The sequence below is a fragment of the Rhizobium sp. UFLA01-1127 genome (assembly GCF_059803845.1).
On the sequence record NZ_JAUQTZ010000036.1, the window covers coordinates 1 to 16,941 of the forward strand.

General features: G+C 58.9%; 10 protein-coding genes. 3 read left to right on the forward strand and 7 right to left on the reverse strand.

The features are described from left to right. Positions 1 to 200: 200 nt before the first annotated feature. The gene (locus tag Q4Q11_RS11570) at positions 201 to 2,891 is read left to right on the forward strand and encodes an EAL domain-containing protein (protein WP_498569556.1); all 2,691 of its coding nucleotides are present in this window, start codon (positions 201 to 203) and stop codon (positions 2,889 to 2,891) included. 51 nt (positions 2,892 to 2,942) lie between these two features. Here the strand turns inward: Q4Q11_RS11570 and Q4Q11_RS11575 are convergent, their stop codons facing one another. From Q4Q11_RS11575 to Q4Q11_RS11605, 7 genes are all read right to left on the reverse strand, one after another. Next, the gene (locus Q4Q11_RS11575; RefSeq protein ID WP_498569557.1) at positions 2,943 to 4,127 is read right to left on the reverse strand and encodes a fumarylacetoacetate hydrolase family protein; all 1,185 of its coding nucleotides are present in this window, start codon (positions 4,125 to 4,127) and stop codon (positions 2,943 to 2,945) included. A 181-nt stretch (positions 4,128 to 4,308) separates the two neighbouring features. Further along, complete coding sequence (locus Q4Q11_RS11580; protein ID WP_498569558.1) at positions 4,309 to 5,679, reverse strand: alpha-glucosidase/alpha-galactosidase; 1,371 nt, start codon at positions 5,677 to 5,679, stop codon at positions 4,309 to 4,311. Between the two features lie 18 nt (positions 5,680 to 5,697). Continuing rightward, on the reverse strand, positions 5,698 to 7,368 hold the full coding sequence (locus Q4Q11_RS11585; protein WP_498569559.1) for an ABC transporter ATP-binding protein: 1,671 nt from the start codon (positions 7,366 to 7,368) through the stop codon (positions 5,698 to 5,700). Between the two features lie 13 nt (positions 7,369 to 7,381). Next, entirely contained in the window at positions 7,382 to 8,509 is a 1,128-nt protein-coding gene (locus Q4Q11_RS11590) for an ABC transporter permease (protein WP_498569560.1), read from the reverse strand. Beyond that, positions 8,509 to 9,519, reverse strand: coding sequence for an ABC transporter permease (locus Q4Q11_RS11595; protein ID WP_498569561.1), 1,011 nt, complete (start codon positions 9,517 to 9,519; stop codon positions 8,509 to 8,511). The genes Q4Q11_RS11590 and Q4Q11_RS11595 overlap by 1 nt, the downstream gene beginning before the upstream one ends. 158 nt (positions 9,520 to 9,677) lie before the next feature. Beyond that, positions 9,678 to 11,765 carry an ABC transporter substrate-binding protein gene (locus Q4Q11_RS11600; RefSeq protein ID WP_112512890.1) on the reverse strand — a complete coding sequence of 696 codons (2,088 nt, stop codon included), beginning with the start codon at positions 11,763 to 11,765 and terminating at the stop codon, positions 9,678 to 9,680. A 137-nt stretch (positions 11,766 to 11,902) separates the two neighbouring features. Then, on the reverse strand, positions 11,903 to 13,369 hold the full coding sequence (locus tag Q4Q11_RS11605; RefSeq protein ID WP_498569562.1) for an alpha-glucosidase/alpha-galactosidase: 1,467 nt from the start codon (positions 13,367 to 13,369) through the stop codon (positions 11,903 to 11,905). A 211-nt stretch (positions 13,370 to 13,580) separates the two neighbouring features. Between Q4Q11_RS11605 and Q4Q11_RS11610 the strand changes: the two genes are divergently transcribed. Together Q4Q11_RS11610 and Q4Q11_RS11615 are read left to right on the forward strand one after the other, a co-directional pair. Then, positions 13,581 to 14,483, forward strand: a complete 903-nt coding sequence (locus Q4Q11_RS11610) for a helix-turn-helix transcriptional regulator (protein ID WP_498569563.1) — start codon at positions 13,581 to 13,583, stop codon at positions 14,481 to 14,483. 195 nt (positions 14,484 to 14,678) lie between these two features. Then, positions 14,679 to 16,922 (forward strand): glycoside hydrolase family 2 protein, encoded by a 2,244-nt coding sequence (locus Q4Q11_RS11615; RefSeq protein ID WP_498569564.1) that lies wholly within the window; start codon positions 14,679 to 14,681, stop codon positions 16,920 to 16,922. Positions 16,923 to 16,941 lie beyond the last annotated feature (19 nt).

A 16,941-nucleotide genomic window follows, 5' to 3' on the forward strand; every position in this document is an offset into this window, starting at 1 on the left:
TCCCGATAGCAGACGCTGCCCCCGGAGTGAATATCTGGATTATCGCTGCTGCGAACTTAAACGGCATAGATCAGTATTGTTTATTTTAAACAACGCTATGCCAGCTGAGGATTCACGGCAAATTAAGACGGAATATGCATCCTCCGCCTGACTGAATAGCGACGATATCTGGGACCCCTGCGGGGTGTGAAAAGTCAAGAATGACAAGGATAGCTGCGGCAGCACACTTTAAAGACGACAACGAGCGGGCGGATATTTACCACGACGCTATCAATCGATTGTTCGCGTTATCTGGCGGACAGCATCCAGAAAAATTCGCACCGTCCTTCGATCAATTAAAGACCATAGCTGCGCAAGACATCGCAATCGGTAACATGCCGCAAGGAATTTGTGTTTTCAATGCGGAGAAAAGGCTCACATTCTGCAACAGGCGTTATGCCGAAATCTATCGCCTCGATCCCGAGCAGATCCTCCCCGGGGTAACATTGAGCGAAATCAATACCAGACGTGTTGCCGCTGGGACGTCCCATGTAGATGCCGAGCATTACATGATCGTCAACGAAACAGCTAATTCGGCCACTAAGCCATCTGTACGAATAGTCAAGCTTAATGACGGCCGCAGTATTCAAATCTGTCATCAGCGCCTAGCTGACGATGGTTGGGTTGCCACTCACGAAGACATTACCGAGCTAAAAGCCACACGGGTGATCGGCAGCCAGGAAATTTCACTCCAAACGATGATCGATTGGGTGCCGGATTATTTCTGGGCCAAAGACACCGAGAGCCGGTTCGTTGTCGTTAACAGCGCATTTTCCGCGCGATTCGGCGTGCAAAGCACCTCGGATCTTCTTGGTCGGACGGATTTCGATCTGCATCCACCCGAAATGGCCAGCGCGTTTCGAGCACAGGAACTCGAAATCATGCGTTCCGGGAAGCCGTTGTTCGATCTTGAAGAGCTGCGCATCAGTAAATCTGGCGCACCGAAGTGGCTGCTGACGACGAAGGTCCCGTTGCGCAATGATAGGAATGAAGTCTTTGGGCTTGTCGGAATCTCCAGGGATATCACCGACCGCAAGTTCGCAGACCTTCTGCGCGATGGACAAGCACAAGTGCTGGAAATGATCGCGACCGGCGCACCCTTGGAACGCGTGCTTGAAGATATAGCCCGTTTGGTGGAAAGCCTGTCGCAGGGGATATTCTGTTCCGTCATGCTGGTTGACGACACGAAGAGTCACCTGAGATGCGTCGCTGCACCAAGCTTGCCCGCCGCTTTCGCGAAACACCTGGACTGCGTTCCCGTCGGCGAGAAGGCGGGATCGTGTGGAACTGCCGTTTATCGTCGCGAAGCGGTGGTCGTTGCGGATATCGCGCACGATCCGCTATGGGACGAGTGCCGCCATCTGCCTCTGGCGTACGGACTTCGCTCATGCTGGTCCATGCCGATCCTGTCCCATCAAGAAAATGTACTGGGGACGTTTGCGCTCTATTCGGAGGCTCCGCGCGAACCCACCAGGAGCGAGCTGGATCTCGTTAGGACAGTCGGCCGGCTTGCCGACATTGCCATGCAGCGCAAACTAGCTGAAGAGCGTATCAGCTTCATGGCGCATCATGACAGTTTAACCGGACTGCCCAACCGTACCCTATTGCAGGAGCGTTTGCCCGCCGCGCTCCTCGAAGCCGAGCGGTTGGGTCATCGCGTGTCGGTGGTATTTATCGACCTTGACAATTTCAAGGTCGTCAATGACAGCCTCGGTCACAATGCCGGTGACGAACTCCTCAAAGCTGCCGCCGCCAGGATGCAGAAAGTGGTTGGACCCGCTGATATGGTCGTCCGCCTTGGCGGAGATGAATTTGTCGTCGTCTTCACTCAGCAGTGTGCAGACACGGCCGCGATCCTGGAAAAAGTGCGTGTCATCCAGAACGCATTGGCTCAATCCATTGAAATAAATGGGTACGACTACAGGATTGCATGCAGTGTAGGGATTGCCAATTATCCGAATGACGGAACCAATGCCGATACTTTGATAGCAAATGCAGATGCTGCGATGTATCAAGCCAAGGAAAGCGGCCGTGACCGCTTCAAACTCTATAAACCGGATTTTAGCGTAGAGGTGCAAGAGCGCTTTTTATTGCTTGAAACCTTGAAGATTGCCGTTGAGCGGTCTGAATTCTCGCTTGTCTATCAACCGCAGGTGAAACTGTCGACAAATACGGTTTTTGCCGCTGAAGCTCTGATCCGCTGGCATCATCCACAACTCGGATCCGTACCTGCGGCACGTTTCATCCCTTTAGCGGAAGAAAGCGGCCTCATCGGACCGATCGGTGATTGGGTGTTGCGAGAGGCCTGCCGGCAGAACAAGGCCTGGCAGGATGCCGGCTATCCGAAGATCGTCGTTTGCGTCAACGTCTCCGCCCGACAGTTTCATGAGAATGATCTCGTTGCGTGCGTCGCCAGTGCTTTGCAGGCAAGCGGACTGGAGCCGGAATATCTGGAACTAGAGCTGACCGAAGGCCTGATCATGCGTGACGTTCCACGGGCAGTCCGGACGATGGAACATTTGCGATCGCTGGGAGTACGCTTGGCGATTGATGATTTTGGCACGGGATACTCGAACCTCAGTGCCCTAAAAAACTTTCCGGTTTCCCGGTTGAAAATCGATAAATCCTTTATCGCCGATCTGTCGGACAATGAGAGCGGCTGTTCCGTTACGGCCGCCATTGTTTCACTAGGGCAAAAGCTGAAGCTGGATGTTGTGGCCGAGGGCGTGGAAACGCTCGAGCAGCTTGAGTTCTTGCGCGAGAATAATTGCGACAGCATCCAAGGATATTATTTCGGACGACCTGTTCCCGCAGTGGAGTTCGAGGCTACGTGGAATCGACCGGGCGCTTGACCCAGGAAACCGGTTTGGGCCTTGCCGTCTCAATCAAGGATGCTACCCACGTTACGCTGATGCCGTGTTCAGCGGAGAAAGCCCCTCCGATTGCACCAACAATCCGCGTCGCGCGAGGTTGCGCATCAGATGCGAGGCGCCGAAGGTCCAGGGTGGGCACTCGGTCGATAGCAGCACGCGGTTCTTCAGCGATCCCAGCTTTTCGTTGGAGATGGTGACGATGTCGCCGACCTTGTGGGTAAAGCCCTGGCCGGGCGTGTCGCGATCTTCGACGGGGGCAAACAGCGTTCCCATGAACAGCACGAGGCCGTCGGGATACTGATGATGGCGGCCGACGGTCTGCGAGACGAGGTCGAGCGGATCGCGGCTGATTTCCTTCATCGATGAGCGTCCGTGCAGCACATAGCCATCCTCGCCTTCGACCTTAAGGTCGAGATCGGCATTGCGCACGTCATCCAGATCGTAGGTTTCGTCGAACAGGCGAATGAAAGGGCCGATCGAGCAGGAGGCGTTGTTGTCCTTGGCCTTGCCGAGCAGCAGTGCGGAACGCCCTTCGACATCGCGCAGGTTGACGTCGTTGCCGAGGGTGGCGCCCTTCACACGGCCCTGGCTATCGACGGCAAGCACGATTTCCGGTTCGGGATTGTTCCACTTGGAGATCGGATGCAGGCCGACATCCGCGCCCGGTCCGACCGAAGACATGACCTGCGATTTGGAAAAGACTTCCGCATCCGGCCCGATACCGACTTCGAGATATTGCGACCAGACGCCTTCTTCGATCAGCGCTGCCTTGACCTTGGCTGCCTCAGGCGAGCCGGCCTTCAAGTTGCGCAGGCTGTCGCCGATCAGTGCTGTTACCTTGCCGCGGATCGCTTCGGCAAGATCTGGATTGCCGGCGGCGCGCTCTTCGATGACGCGCTCCAGCATCGAACGGGCAAAGGTGACGCCGCAGGCCTTGATCGCCTGCAGATCGATGGGTGCAAGAAGGTGGATGGCCGAGTGATCGGCCTTGGTGGCCAGCAGATCGTCAAGCTTGGCGATGGCTTCGCCTTTCTGCGCATGGACGAAGCCGACCGGATCTTCCTTCTCCAGCAGGTCGCGCATGGTCGGCGCGTCCTTCGAGGTGATATCGTATAGCGTGCCATCGCGAACGGTGACGAGAGCAGGGCCTTCCACATCGGGGCGCCAGATGCGGCCGACAAAGGTTCCTGTGGTGAATGTATCTGAGCTCGCCATATCGTTCGTCTCCTCCAAACTGCGTGTGTTTTCTAACCCAGGCGAATGTGCTTTGCCATGGGTTATCGAGGCGATATTCGCCCGCGTTTTGGATTTTCATTTTCTCCGTTGCGGCAAAGACGTAAGGCCCCGCGGCAGCGCCGCGAGGCCTTTTGGGCCGCAAGCCGGGAGAGAGTTGGCTTCAGGCGGCCTGAACCTTGCGATTGCCGCGCGCCCATTCCGGCAGCCAATCGCCGTGGGCCGCCAGCAATTCATCGACCAGCGACCAGATCTGATCGAGATCGAGTTCGGCTGCCGTGTGCGGATCCATCATCGCGGCGTGATAGATGTGCTCGCGGTTCTCGGTCATCAAAGCCTTCACTGTCAGTTCCTGCACGTTGATGTTGGTGCGGATCAAGGCCGTCAGCTGCGGCGGCAGATCGCCGACATAGGTCGGCTGGATGCCGGAGGCATCGACGAGGCAGGCGACTTCGGCTGCGCAATTGAACGGAAGCGAGGTGATGCAGCCATTGTTGCGGACGTTGCCGTAGATCACCGAGGGTTCGCCGGTCCAGACCGAATTGATGATCGAGGAGGCATATTCCTTCGATTGCTTGACTTCGATCTTTTCCGCCGTGCGATATTCCTCCGCCTGGCTCTTCCAGCGCGCCACCTGCTCGATGCAGCGCTTCGGATATTCGTCGAGCGGAATGCCGAACTTTTCGATCAGGTCCTCGCGGCCTTCCTTGATGAAGTAGGGCGTATATTCGGCGAAATGCTCGGAGCTTTCAGTGACGAAATAGCCGAGCCGGGTCAGCATCTCGTAGCGCACCTTGTTCGGGCAGCGCGGGTTCCAGCCAGGCTTCGGTGCGCGCCCTTCACGATAGGCGCGGACGAGATCCGGATAGAGGTTGCGGTAGGAGCCGTCAGCCTGGCGATGCTCGAATTCGAGGTAGAAGGCCATGTGGTTGATGCCGGCGGAGCGATAGCGGATCTCCTCGTAGGGAATGTCGAGATCATGCGCCAGTTCCATAGCCGTGCCCTGCACGGAATGGCAGAGCCCCACCTGCTTGATCGTGGGGTACTTCTCGCCGATCGCCCAGGTATTGATTGCCATCGGGTTGACATATTGCAGCATGATTGCATTCGGGCAGACGGCGAGCATGTCCTCGCAGATCTTCCACAGATGCGGAACCGTGCGCAGGCCGCGCATGATGCCGCCGACGCCGAGCGTGTCGGCAATCGTCTGGCGCAGGCCGTATTTCTTTGGCACCTCGAAATCGGTGACGGTGCAGGGCTCGTAGCCGCCGATCTGGAAAGCAACGACGACGAAGTGGGCGCCATCCAGTGCCTTGCGCTGGTCCGTAAAGGTCTCGACCGTCGCCGGAGCGCCGAGCGTCGAAGCGAGCTTACGGGCGACGATGGCGCTCTCCTCCAGCCGCTGCGGATTGATGTCCATCAGCGCGATCCTGGCACCGGCAAGTGCCGGGCGCTGTAAGACGTCGCCGATGATATTCTTCATGAAGACGGTCGAGCCGGCTCCAATGAATGTGATCTTGGGAGTGCCTGTCATTTCGAAATCTCCTGAATGCTATGAAGCCACCTCGAACGCCGCTCTGACGAGGCGTTCGGTGTAAGCGGTCTTGGGATGGGACAGAACTTCGTCGACCGGCCCTTCTTCCATGATCTTGCCGTGCTGCATGACGATCACGCGATGACAAAGGGCGCGGACGACCTTGAGGTCGTGCGAGATGAAAAGGTAGCTCAGACCCCGCTCGTCCTGCAGCTTGCGCAGGAGGTCGATGATTTGGGCCTGGACCGAGAGATCGAGAGCCGAGGTCGGCTCGTCGAGCAGGATGAATTCCGGTTCGAGCGCGATGGCGCGGGCAATGGCGATACGCTGGCGCTGGCCGCCGGAAAACTCGTGCGGGAAGCGCGAGAGAATGTTGGCCGGCATGCCGGCGCTGACGAGCGCTTCCTTCACGCGTTCCGACCGCTCGGCTTTGTTTGCGCCGATATTGTTGACCACCAGTCCCTCGCAGATGATCTGGCCGATGGTCATGCGCGGATTGAGCGACGAGAACGGATCCTGGAAAACGATCTGCATACGGGATCGCAAGGGCCGCATCTCGGCACGGGACCTGCCATGAATGGCCTGCCCGCCGAAGAAGATCTCGCCGCTATCGGCATCGATAAGGCGCAGAAGCGCCTGGCCGAAGGTTGTCTTGCCGGAGCCGGATTCGCCGACCAGCCCGAGTGTTTCGTGGCGGCGCAGTTCCAGATCGAGGCCGTTGACGGCGACGAGCTCGCGCATGTCGGGCTTGAAGAAGCTCCCGTGCTTCATCATGAAGGCAACCTTGACGGACTTGCCCTCAAGTATCGTATCGCAATCCGGCGGCAGCGGTTTTGCCCGCCCGCGCGGTTCCGACGTCAGGAGATGCCGCGTATAGGGATGCTGCGGTTGCGCAAAGAGCGCCTCGGTCGTGTTGTGCTCCCGCATTTCGCCATGCTGCATCACATAGACGTAGTCGGAAAACTGGCGCACCACCGTCAGATCGTGAGTGATCAGGATGACAGCCATGCCGAGCTGTTTCTGCAGATCGCGGATGAGGTTCAGGATCTGCGCCTGCACGGTCACGTCGAGCGCCGTCGTCGGCTCGTCGGCGATCAGTACGTCCGGATCGTTGGCAAGCGCCATGGCGATCATGACGCGCTGGCGCTGACCACCCGAGAGCTGATGCGGATATTGCTTCAGACGTGCTTCCGGGTCGGGGATCTGCACCTGCTTCAGCAGATCGAGTGCCCTTTTCTCGGCGTCGCGTCGGCTGACCTTGCGATGAACCCGGATCGCTTCGACGATCTGACTGCCGATGGTGTAGATCGGATTGAGCGAACTCATCGGCTCCTGGAAAATCATCGAGATGCGGTCGCCGCGCAGCAGCCGGCGGGCGCTCTCCGAGAATTTCAGGACATTCTTGCCGTCATAATGGATGGCGGATTTGTCGGAAACGACGGCGCGTTTGGTCAAAAGCCCCATCACCGTGCGGGCCGTGACCGATTTTCCGGAGCCGGATTCTCCGACGATGGCGATGGTCTCGCCGCGATAGAGCTGGAAGGAAATATCCTTGACTGCATCGACCACGCCGTCCTCGACCTTGAACTTGACGGCGATATTGCGGGCATCGATGACGGGTGCGACGGCCCTTTCGCCGGCGTCGAAGCGCGTGTCCGGAGCGAAGGGATTGACGAGTGCGAGAGCCATATCCGTTCTCCTCTCAATAGGGATCGATCGCGTCGCGCAGTCCGTCGCCAAGCGCATTGAAGGCGAAGACGGTGGCGAGAACAAAGGCGACGGGCGAGAGAATCCAGGGATAGGAACCGATGACCGAATAGGTCGACGTATCCTGCAGCATCAGACCCCATGAGATCAGCGGCGGCTTGACGGCAAAGCCCAGGAAACCCAGGAAGGATTCGAGCAGAACCACGCTCGGGATCGCAAGCGTCACGGCGACGATGACGTGGCTCATGACGTTCGGGAAGATGTGCTGCAGGATGATGCGCCGGTCGGTCGCTCCGATCGCCATTGCTGCGCGCACATAATCGATCCTCGCCAATGCCAGCGTCTTGCCGCGTACCTCGCGTGACATCTGCGCCCAGCCGAGTGCGGACATGACGATGATGACGAAGGAAAGAAAGACATTGGTCGGCGCCGTCACGGGGATCAGCGAGGTCAACGCCAGATAGAGCGGCACTTGCGGGAAGGCGAGAACGATCTCGACAAAACGCTGGATCCAGGCGTCGACCGCACCACCGAAATAACCGGAGATCATGCCGATCGTGGTGCCGACGATGGTGACGATGGCAACCACGGTCAAGGCGATCATCAGCGAGATGCGTGAACCATAGATGGCACGCGACAGAACATCCCGGCCGAACTTGTCGGTGCCGAGAAAGTGCACCGGACCGCCGTCGGTCGCGCCGAAGAGATGCCGATTGCCGGGGATCAGGCCGAACATATGGTAGGGATTGCCATTGACGAAGAAACCGAGAAGGCGGGGATGATCGTAGTCCGGACCGACGATCGGCTGGAACGTGACCGGATCGAGATCGGTCGTTTCGGCGAGTGCGTAAACCCGGGGCTGCAGGACGATATTGCCGTCCTTGTCATGAAAGCTGATGACCTGCGGCGGCGCAAAGCCGGTATCGGTCGCCTTGGGATCGAGCGGCGCGACGAATTCGGCAAAGACCGCCATCAGCAGGAGCAGGACGACGAGAACAAGGCCGCACATGCCCGTCCAGGACCGCTTCAGGCGGCGCCAGACCAGTGCGATATAGCTTTCGCCGCCGCTCTTGTGCTTGATCTTTTCTTCCGGCGCTGGCGGGGAGTTGCTGAAGGCGAGCATTAGTGGATCCCTCCCTGTTGACGCACGCGCGGATCGAGTAGCGCAAGCAACATGTCGGCAATGATATTGCCGATGATGAGGGTTGCCGAAAGCACCATCATGAAGGTTGCCGTGACATAGACGTCGCCGACTGCCATGGAGCCGACGATGGCCGGTCCGACCGTCGGCAGTGTGAAGATGATCGCAGTCTCGATTTCACCCGTCAGCATATAGGGGAGTACTACGCCCTGATACATGATCAGCGGATGCAACGCGTTCGGCACGGCATGGCGCATGACCACGGCACCGCCGGAAAGACCCTTCGCACGCGCGGTCTCTACATATTGAGCGTTCAGCGTGTCGAGAAGATTGCCGCGCATGACGCGCATATTGTAGGCGAGACCGCCGAACGTGGCGATCGCGACGACCGGCCAGACATGCTTGACCAGATCGGCGAACTTGGCCCACGACCAGGGCGCGCCGCCATATTGCGGCGAGAAGAAGCTGCCGATCTCGGAGACGTTTAGCTGGAAGACGAGGATATAGACGATGACCAGCGCCATCAGGAAGCGCGGCACCGTCATGCCGAGAAAGGAGATACCCGAGAGGAGGCTGTCGATCCAGCTATATTGCCGTGTCGCCGCCCATATGCCGAAACCGATGCCGAGAACGGATGCGAAGATATGGCAGACCAGCGCAAGAGCCAAGGTGCGCGGCAGGCGCTCTCCGACGACATCGGCGACAGGCTTGTTGTAGAACATGCTGTAGCCGAAATCGCCCCTGGTGACGATACCGCCGATCCAGTTGACGTATTGAACGACCAGCGGCTTGTCGAGCCCATGTTCGCGGCGGTAAATTTGCGCTTGTTCGTCGGCTTGTGCGAAGGATGCACCACCCTGGTTCATCAATTGCGAGCGTATGTAATCAGCATAATCGCCGGGTGGCGCCTGAATGATCGCAAAGGTCACCACGCTCAGGATGAAGAGCACCGGTATGGCGGAGGCTATTCGCACGAGCAGGAATCGCAACATCGGACGGTTCGCTTCTCTTGATGCTGTAGACGGTCTCGCCCCATCGGGATGATTACGCCAGCGGTTCAATTTTATCCCGGCGATAGCTGATCGCTGGATGTTTCAAGTCCCATGGCAACCGGCATCATACCGGCTGCCATGGGATGTTTCATGCGATCTTACTTGATCGGACCGGCGCTGCCAGGAGCACCCGGAAGTTCTTCGGGGAAGAGTTCGTACTTGCCCTGTTTGTCAGCCGCGACCCAAAGACGCTCGCGGATGATCGAATCCTCTGCCCAATTGAACAGGAAGATCGGCGTGCCCGGAGGAACGTTGGAGAAGCGCTTGTTGATGATCAGTGCACCCGGATATTCGGTCAGACCGATATTGTAGAGGTGTCCCGTCGAGATCTTCTGGAACTGCTTCATCAAAGCCACGCGTTCGTCGTTATCCTTCGATGTCGTGAATTTGCTGACGACAGTTACCATGTCCTTTTCGAAGGGCATGAGATCGACCGTGCCATCCGCACCTGCACGATGGTTCCAGCTCGTGCGAGGACCGACAGGTGCAAGCTGCTCGGTATTCTGGACAACCGAGGCGAGCTCCGTACTGTTACGCCGAACCATCCAATCGAAACGGCCGCCATAGTTGGCATCGTCACGCTTGGGTCCGTCGAGGGCGTTGATGATGACGCGCAGCCCGAGCTTCTCCATCTGGCCAACGACGCCTTCGGCCAGGCTCTTGTCGGTGGTGTAATCGTTGCTGACCAAAAGCGTGATCTCGACGTCCTTGCCGCCGTTGACGCCTGCCGGGAAATTGACGATGCCGTCGCCGTCGGTATCCTTCAGACCAGCCTTCGCAAGCTCGGCCTTGGCGGCGGCGAGATCGAACGGATAATAGACGGTCGAATTGCGATCATAGAAACTGCTGCCGGAAGACAGGCCACCCGGATAGATCGCCGTGAACGGACCCTTGACGAGAGATTCGCCGAGAGCCTTGCGGTCCAGCGCCATCGTGACAGCCTTGCGGAAGTCCTCGTTGCGGTTCAGATCGCGAACGGCCTGCGCACGCGGATCGGGATTGCCCCAACCATTGGCGGAGAAATTCATCTGCAGGTTATAGCCGATGAGGCGAGGGCCAAAGGCAAGACGAGCAGGGGCATCGGGCTGTGCGGCGCGTTTCAGCGACGCGACGAAATTTTCCGGTTGCTCCAGGTTCGAAAAGTCGCCGGAGCCGGCAACAGCTTGCACGTCACGGTCCGCCCAGGTCGAGAGCTTGTAATGCAGCTCATTGAGATAGGGCAGCTGATTGCCCTTTTCATCGACCTTCCAATAATACGGATTACGGCGTAGGACGATGATGTCGTCTGGCCTGTATTCGACCGGTACCCAGGCACCCATGACAGGAATGTTCATATATTCCGGCGGGAAGGCGTTCTTGAACTGGTCGTAGGTGTTCTTGGAATATTTCGGGTGCTGCGGCTTCAGGATATGCGATGGTCCCGGGCAGAAATTCGGATAGGCCATCGTGTAGAGATATTGCTTCGGGAAGGCATCCTTGAAGGTCCATTCGACGGTGTAATCGTCGATCTTCTTCAGGGTCGTTCCCTCGCCGAAGGCTTCCGGCGAAGCGCCGCCACCGAGCGGCGAGACGTTCGGGTCGATGACCTCGTCATCCCAGTAGAACATGATGTCGTCGGCGTTGAATGGGACGCCGTCGGACCATTTCGCACCCTCGATCAGGTGCATTGTGAGCTTGTGACCGTCTGGCGACCATTCCCAGCCCTTGGCAAGGTTCGGCAGCGGTTCGGTATCCTTCGCCTCCACCTGGAAGAGGGGAGCCGTGCGCGTCAGGCACTCCGAAAGGGCGATGTCGATGCCGCCCCAGCCCTGGGTCTGCCCGGCACCGTAGTTCCAGCCTTCCGGCCGGCCGCCGATAACATGGCGCATGGTGTCGCCGTAGACGCCGATACCATCGGGCATGTTGCCGGTCTTGAAGACCAGCGGCTCCTTCGGCAGGCGATCCTTGACGGGCGGCAGCTTGCCGGTCTTGACAAACTTGTCCGTGACCCAGGCGGGCTCGTGATATTCCGGCAGCGCCTTGAACTCCAGGATGGAGTTGCGCTCGACATATTTGATCTTGCCTTCAGCCGGAAAAACCGGCGGAACAGGCGGCACTGTCGGTTCGGCTGCATAGGCGCTGATGGCGATCGCGGATGTGGCAATCGTCAATGCGGCCAGAAGGCCGATCGGTCGAAAATGTCTCATCTTCTTCTCTCTCCCAATATCGCGAGCTTTCCGTTCGAGGCGTCGCGTTCCTCCCGTAAAACGGAAGACGGCCGGCTGCGGCGGGGTATCCCCTTCTGATCCCGCCACAGCCCTTGTCTTCCGATCTAAGATGTTCGTCAGCCGGCCTGCTTCAGTGCGGCCTTCTCTGCCCGCAATTCTTCGATCGAGCGTACGTTGCGGCTTGCCGCACCTTTCCAATCGCGCGTCTTGACCTTGCCCTGCGACAGGCGCTCCTTCGCCCCATCGACCGCGTGGGCATATTGCGGCAGCCAACGCGCCTCGGCGACGACCATTTCATCGACCATCTGCCAGACCTCCTCCGGCGTGGCGACGGCGCCGACCAGCGGGTCGTGCAGGACGGCAAGTTTCAAGAGGTCGATATCGCCGCTGATGGCGGCATGGACCGACATGCGCTGAACGTTGATCGAGGATATGCAGGTGGCGGCACATGCTTCGGGAAGCGTGATGCCTGCCACCATGTTGATGCCGAAGCGATCGACGAAACCAGGCGATTCGATAATGGCATCGGCAGGTAGATTGGTGATGACGCCATCGTTCTTGACGTTGAAATGGCCGCGATAGACGCGATTGGTTTCCAGCGCTTCGAGAATATGGCTCGCATGTTCGTTGGAGCGGCGGGCCGGGTCGATCGGCTGCGACGCGCTGTCGAGGATCTGCTGGAATTCCGTCTCAAACCAGTTGCGTGTTTCGGTCGAATGGCGCAGATAGCCGCCCGTCTCGCCATGGATCCAATCCGACATGTCGATCCATTTGCTGATCTCATCCGGGCGCTTGCGATACCAGGGCAGGTATTCCGACAGGTGGCCGTTGCTCTCGGTCGAATAGACGCCAAAACGCTTGAGAACGTCGATACGCAGCTTTTCCTGCTGTGAATAGACCGGATGCGCCTCGAAGGCGGCGATCAGCTCATCCTTGCCGATCTTGCGGCCTTTGAAGCGAAGATCGACGAACCAGGTCTGGTGGTTGATGCCCGAGCAGATATAGTCGAGTTCGCGCTTGTCTTTCGCACCGAGCACTTCGGCAATCTGTTCGGCGCCGTGCTGCACGCCGTGGCAAAGGCCGATCGTGTCGACCTTGCCGTACTCGATCGCAGCCCAGGTGTTCATCGCCATCGGGTTGGCATAGTTCAGGAACTTGGCGCCGCTCTCGGCGACTTCACGGATGTCCTTGCAGAAATCGAGAATGACCGGAATGTTGCGCTGGCCGTAGAGAATGCCGCCGGCGCAGATGGTATCGCCCACGCACTGGTCGATGCCGTATTTCAGCGGAATGCGGATATCCTCGGCGTAAGCCTCCAGCCCGCCGACACGGACGCAGCTGATGATATAGCGCGCACCTTCCAGCGCTCTGCGGCGGTCCGTGGTGGCGGTCACGCGCGTCGGCAGCTTGTTTGCCTCGACGATCCGGTCGAGGATCGCCTTGATCATCGTCAGATTGTGCTCACTCACGTCCGTCAGCGCGAATTCGACGCCGCGGAATTCCGGAACGCACAGAATGTCGGTGAACAGCTTTTTCGTGAAGCCGACGCTGCCAGCGCCGATGATAGCGATTTTGAAACTCATGATCCTCACCTTCAAGTCGATCGAGCAGGCAGCGGCAGGGGAGATGGCAAGATTTTCGGCCCATGGCCGCATCGATTGCGAAAGGGGCCGAAATTGCGATTTTTCCTCCGATCGCCGTTCCTGGCCGGCGAGCATGCGCTGTTTTCTGGCGGGATTATGCCTATAATCATCGAGGCGAACAGAGAACTATTATGCTTTTGAGGGTAATTTTGTGCTGCGAGAATTGATCGATAACGGACAGGTCATGCGGACGGTTTCCCTGCCGCGTGGACGCCACCGATTGCACGCCATGCCGACCAGTGCGGGATATGAAGTCCGGCAGGACGAACCCTATGATTGGGATGGACGGCGCCGCGGCTTGACGCCCTTCACCGTGCTGCAGCACACGATCAGCGGCACCGGTCGCCTGCGCTATGAAAGCCGCAGCTATCGTGTCAATGCCGGCGATACGCTGCTCGTTCTCGTGCCGCACAATCACCGCTATTGGCTGGAGAAGGGGGAGCGCTGGGAATATTTCTGGATTTCCATGAACGGCGAGGAAGCGCTGCGCATCCATCGCCTGATTCTGGCCGCGGCCGGTCCGGTGTTGAAGCTGCAGCAGGCGACGATCGATCATCTTGCCGATTGCAGCCTTCGGCTCGTCAAGGGCGCCACGACGCCGGCTTCGGCGTCGGCAATCGCCTATGAGGCGGCCATGGCGCTCTATGACGATGTTTTCGGCTCGCATGCCTTTGCCGCCGACCGCTCGGTCATGCAGGTCGTCATCGACCACATCAACGCCAATCTCGACAAGCCGCTGTCTGTCGAAGAGCTTGCGAAGGTGAGCGGTCTCAGCCGCGCGCATTTCTCGCGCGTCTTTGCCGAGAGCGAAGGCGTGCCGCCGGCGGAATTCGTGCTACAGCAGCGCATGCAGCGCGCGGCGAAGCTGTTGACGAAGGCTGCCTTCATCCCGGTCAAGGAAGTGGCGATCATGTCGGGCTTCGACGATGCCAACTATTTCTCTAAGGTGTTTCGCCGCATCTACGGCATCAATCCGACGGAATTCCGCACGACAGGCATGTATGCCGCGGTGCGCAGCCCGGTCGAGGAGGCGAAGAACGGACGCAGCCGTTAGGTCATACAAGGCTGCTCTGATTGCTGCGGTTCGCTCGTCCGGAAAATGAAATCTGTCAACCGGTCGCATTGCGCAACGGCGGCGAGCCTGTATAGATACCGCCCCGCGGCGTCCATGCCCGCCTCGCCGCGCGTGATTTTCCAAGCAACATCTGTTCGTCACCCGATGCGACGGGCTTAATCGATAGGATTGAATATGCGTTCTGTTGTCGCCTTCAACGAATCCTGGACGTTTCGCGAAGGATTTTCGCCCGAGGATGCCGGTCGCCTGCAGCAGGGGCAGAGTGTCACGCTACCGCATACGGCCGTCGAACTGCCCTTCAACTATTTCGACGAGAAATCCTATCAGCGCGCCTTCACCTATCAGAAGATAGTCAGATGGGAGGAGATGTTTGCCGGGCGCGAGGTATCGCTGATCTTCGATGCGGCGATGGCCGATGCCGACGTCTATCTGAACGGCGAGGAGATTGTTGCCCACAAGGACGGCTATACGCCCTTCGAGGCCCGCTTGACCGGCCGTTTGCGTCAGGGCGAGAACCTCATCACAGTCAAGATCGACGGTAGCGAGAACCCCAAGATCCCGCCTTTCGGCGGCCGGATCGACTATCTGACCTATGCGGGGATCTATCGCGATGTCCGGCTGAAGGTTGCCGCACCCGTCTCGGTCGCCAACATCAAGGTCGAGACGGCGGATGTCCTTTCCGACCGTAAATCCGTGACGGTGCGCTGCGACATCTCCAATCCGCAAAATCTTGCTTTCAAGGGCATCGTGAAAATTACCCTGCGGTCCGCCGATGGCGTGGCCATCGCATCGGGCGAGGCCGAGACCTCCGGTGAAAGCGTGAAGCTCGACTTCGCCGGCCTTTCAGGCATTTCGCTTTGGGAGCTCGACAATCCCGTCCTCTATTCGGCAGAGGTGGAGCTTACGAGCGACCGCGGAACGGACTGTCTTGCCGCGGCTTTCGGCTTCCGTACGGCAAGCTTCACGGCCGAAGGCTTCCTTTTGAATGGCAAGGCGCTGAAGCTGCGCGGGCTCAACCGCCATCAGGCCTTTCCCTATGTCGGCTACGCCATGGGGCGCTCGGCCCAGGAGCGCGATGCCGAAATCATGAAGCGGACGCTGAAATGCAACATCGTGCGCACCTCGCATTATCCGCAGTCGAAATGGTTCCTCGACCATTGCGACCGCATCGGCCTGCTGGTCTTCGAGGAAATTCCCGGCTGGCAGCATATCGGCGATAAGGAATGGCAGCAGGAATCGATCCGCAACGTGCGCCGCATGATCGAGCGCGACTGGAACCATCCCTCGATCGTCATCTGGGGCGTGCGCATCAACGAATCCCAGGATTCTCATGATTTCTACGTCGAGACGAACCGGCTTGCACGCGAACTCGATCCGACGCGCCAGACCGGCGGCGTCCGTTACATCACCGAGAGCGAAATGCTCGAGGATGTCTATACGATGAATGATTTCATCCTCGGCAACGAAGAGCTGCCCGGCGCCAACCGGCCGCGCACGCCGCTGAGACCGCAGCAGGAAAATACCGGCCTTTCCAAGAATGTCCCCTATCTGATCACCGAATTCGGCGGTCATATGTATCCGACGAAAATCTATGATCAGGAGCAGCGCCAGGCCGAGCATGTACGCCGGCATCTGGAAGTTCTGAACGCCGCCTATGGCGATCCGTCGATATCAGGCGCCATCGGCTGGTGCATGTTCGACTACAACACCCATAGCGATTTCGGCTCGGGCGACCGCATCTGCTATCACGGCGTCATGGACATGTTCCGCGAACCGAAATTCGCGGCCTACGTCTATGCCAGCCAGTGCGAGCCCGCCGAAGAGGTCGTCATGAAGCCGGTGACGATCTGGGCACGCGGCGAGCGCAATATCGGCGGTGCACTGCCGCTGATGGTGCTCACCAATTGCGACGAGGTCGAGCTGCGTTACGGTTCGCTGACCAAGCGTCTCGGTCCTGACCGGGAGACCTTTCCGCACCTGCCCCATCCGCCGGTCGTCTTCGATCATCGTTCCTTCACGCCGGACGAGCTCGGCGTCTGGGGCATGGAGTGGGAGGACGTGCGTTTCACCGGCTACATCGGCGGCAAGCCGGTGGTCGAGCAGCATATGGTCGCCAATCCGCTGCCGACCTCGCTTCAGATCGAAGCCGATGCAGACACCTTGCGCGCAGACGAGCGCGACACGGTGCGTGTCATCGTGCGTGCGCTCGACCAGGCAGGCTCGCGTCTCTCTTTTCTCAATGAAGCCATCACGATCAAGGTCGATGGTCCGGCCAAGATCATCGGGCCGCAAACCGTCCCATTCCAGGGCGGAACGGCTGGATTCTGGCTGCAGGCAACGGGAGAGGCGGGCGCCATCAAGCTCGAAGTCTCGTCCCCGCGCTTTGCCGGCCAAAACGTGAGCTTTACGGCAAAATAACCGGCCTGCCGGCTCTCCC

Excerpts from the sequence above, each read along its gene's own strand:
- Q4Q11_RS11575 (WP_498569557.1), bottom strand. The coding sequence starts at position 4,127 with ATGGCGAGCTCAGATACATTCACCACAGGAACCTTTGTCGGCCGCATC.
- Q4Q11_RS11585 (WP_498569559.1), bottom strand. The coding sequence starts at position 7,368 with ATGGCTCTCGCACTCGTCAATCCCTTCGCTCCGGACACGCGCTTCGAC.
- Q4Q11_RS11590 (WP_498569560.1), bottom strand. The coding sequence starts at position 8,509 with ATGCTCGCCTTCAGCAACTCCCCGCCAGCGCCGGAAGAAAAGATCAAG.
- Q4Q11_RS11615 (WP_498569564.1), top strand. The coding sequence starts at position 14,679 with ATGCGTTCTGTTGTCGCCTTCAACGAATCCTGGACGTTTCGCGAAGGA.
- Q4Q11_RS11580 (WP_498569558.1), bottom strand. The coding sequence starts at position 5,679 with ATGACAGGCACTCCCAAGATCACATTCATTGGAGCCGGCTCGACCGTC.
- Q4Q11_RS11600 (WP_112512890.1), bottom strand. The coding sequence starts at position 11,765 with ATGAGACATTTTCGACCGATCGGCCTTCTGGCCGCATTGACGATTGCC.
- Q4Q11_RS11595 (WP_498569561.1), bottom strand. The coding sequence starts at position 9,519 with ATGTTGCGATTCCTGCTCGTGCGAATAGCCTCCGCCATACCGGTGCTC.
- Q4Q11_RS11570 (WP_498569556.1), top strand. The coding sequence starts at position 201 with ATGACAAGGATAGCTGCGGCAGCACACTTTAAAGACGACAACGAGCGG.
- Q4Q11_RS11605 (WP_498569562.1), bottom strand. The coding sequence starts at position 13,369 with ATGAGTTTCAAAATCGCTATCATCGGCGCTGGCAGCGTCGGCTTCACG.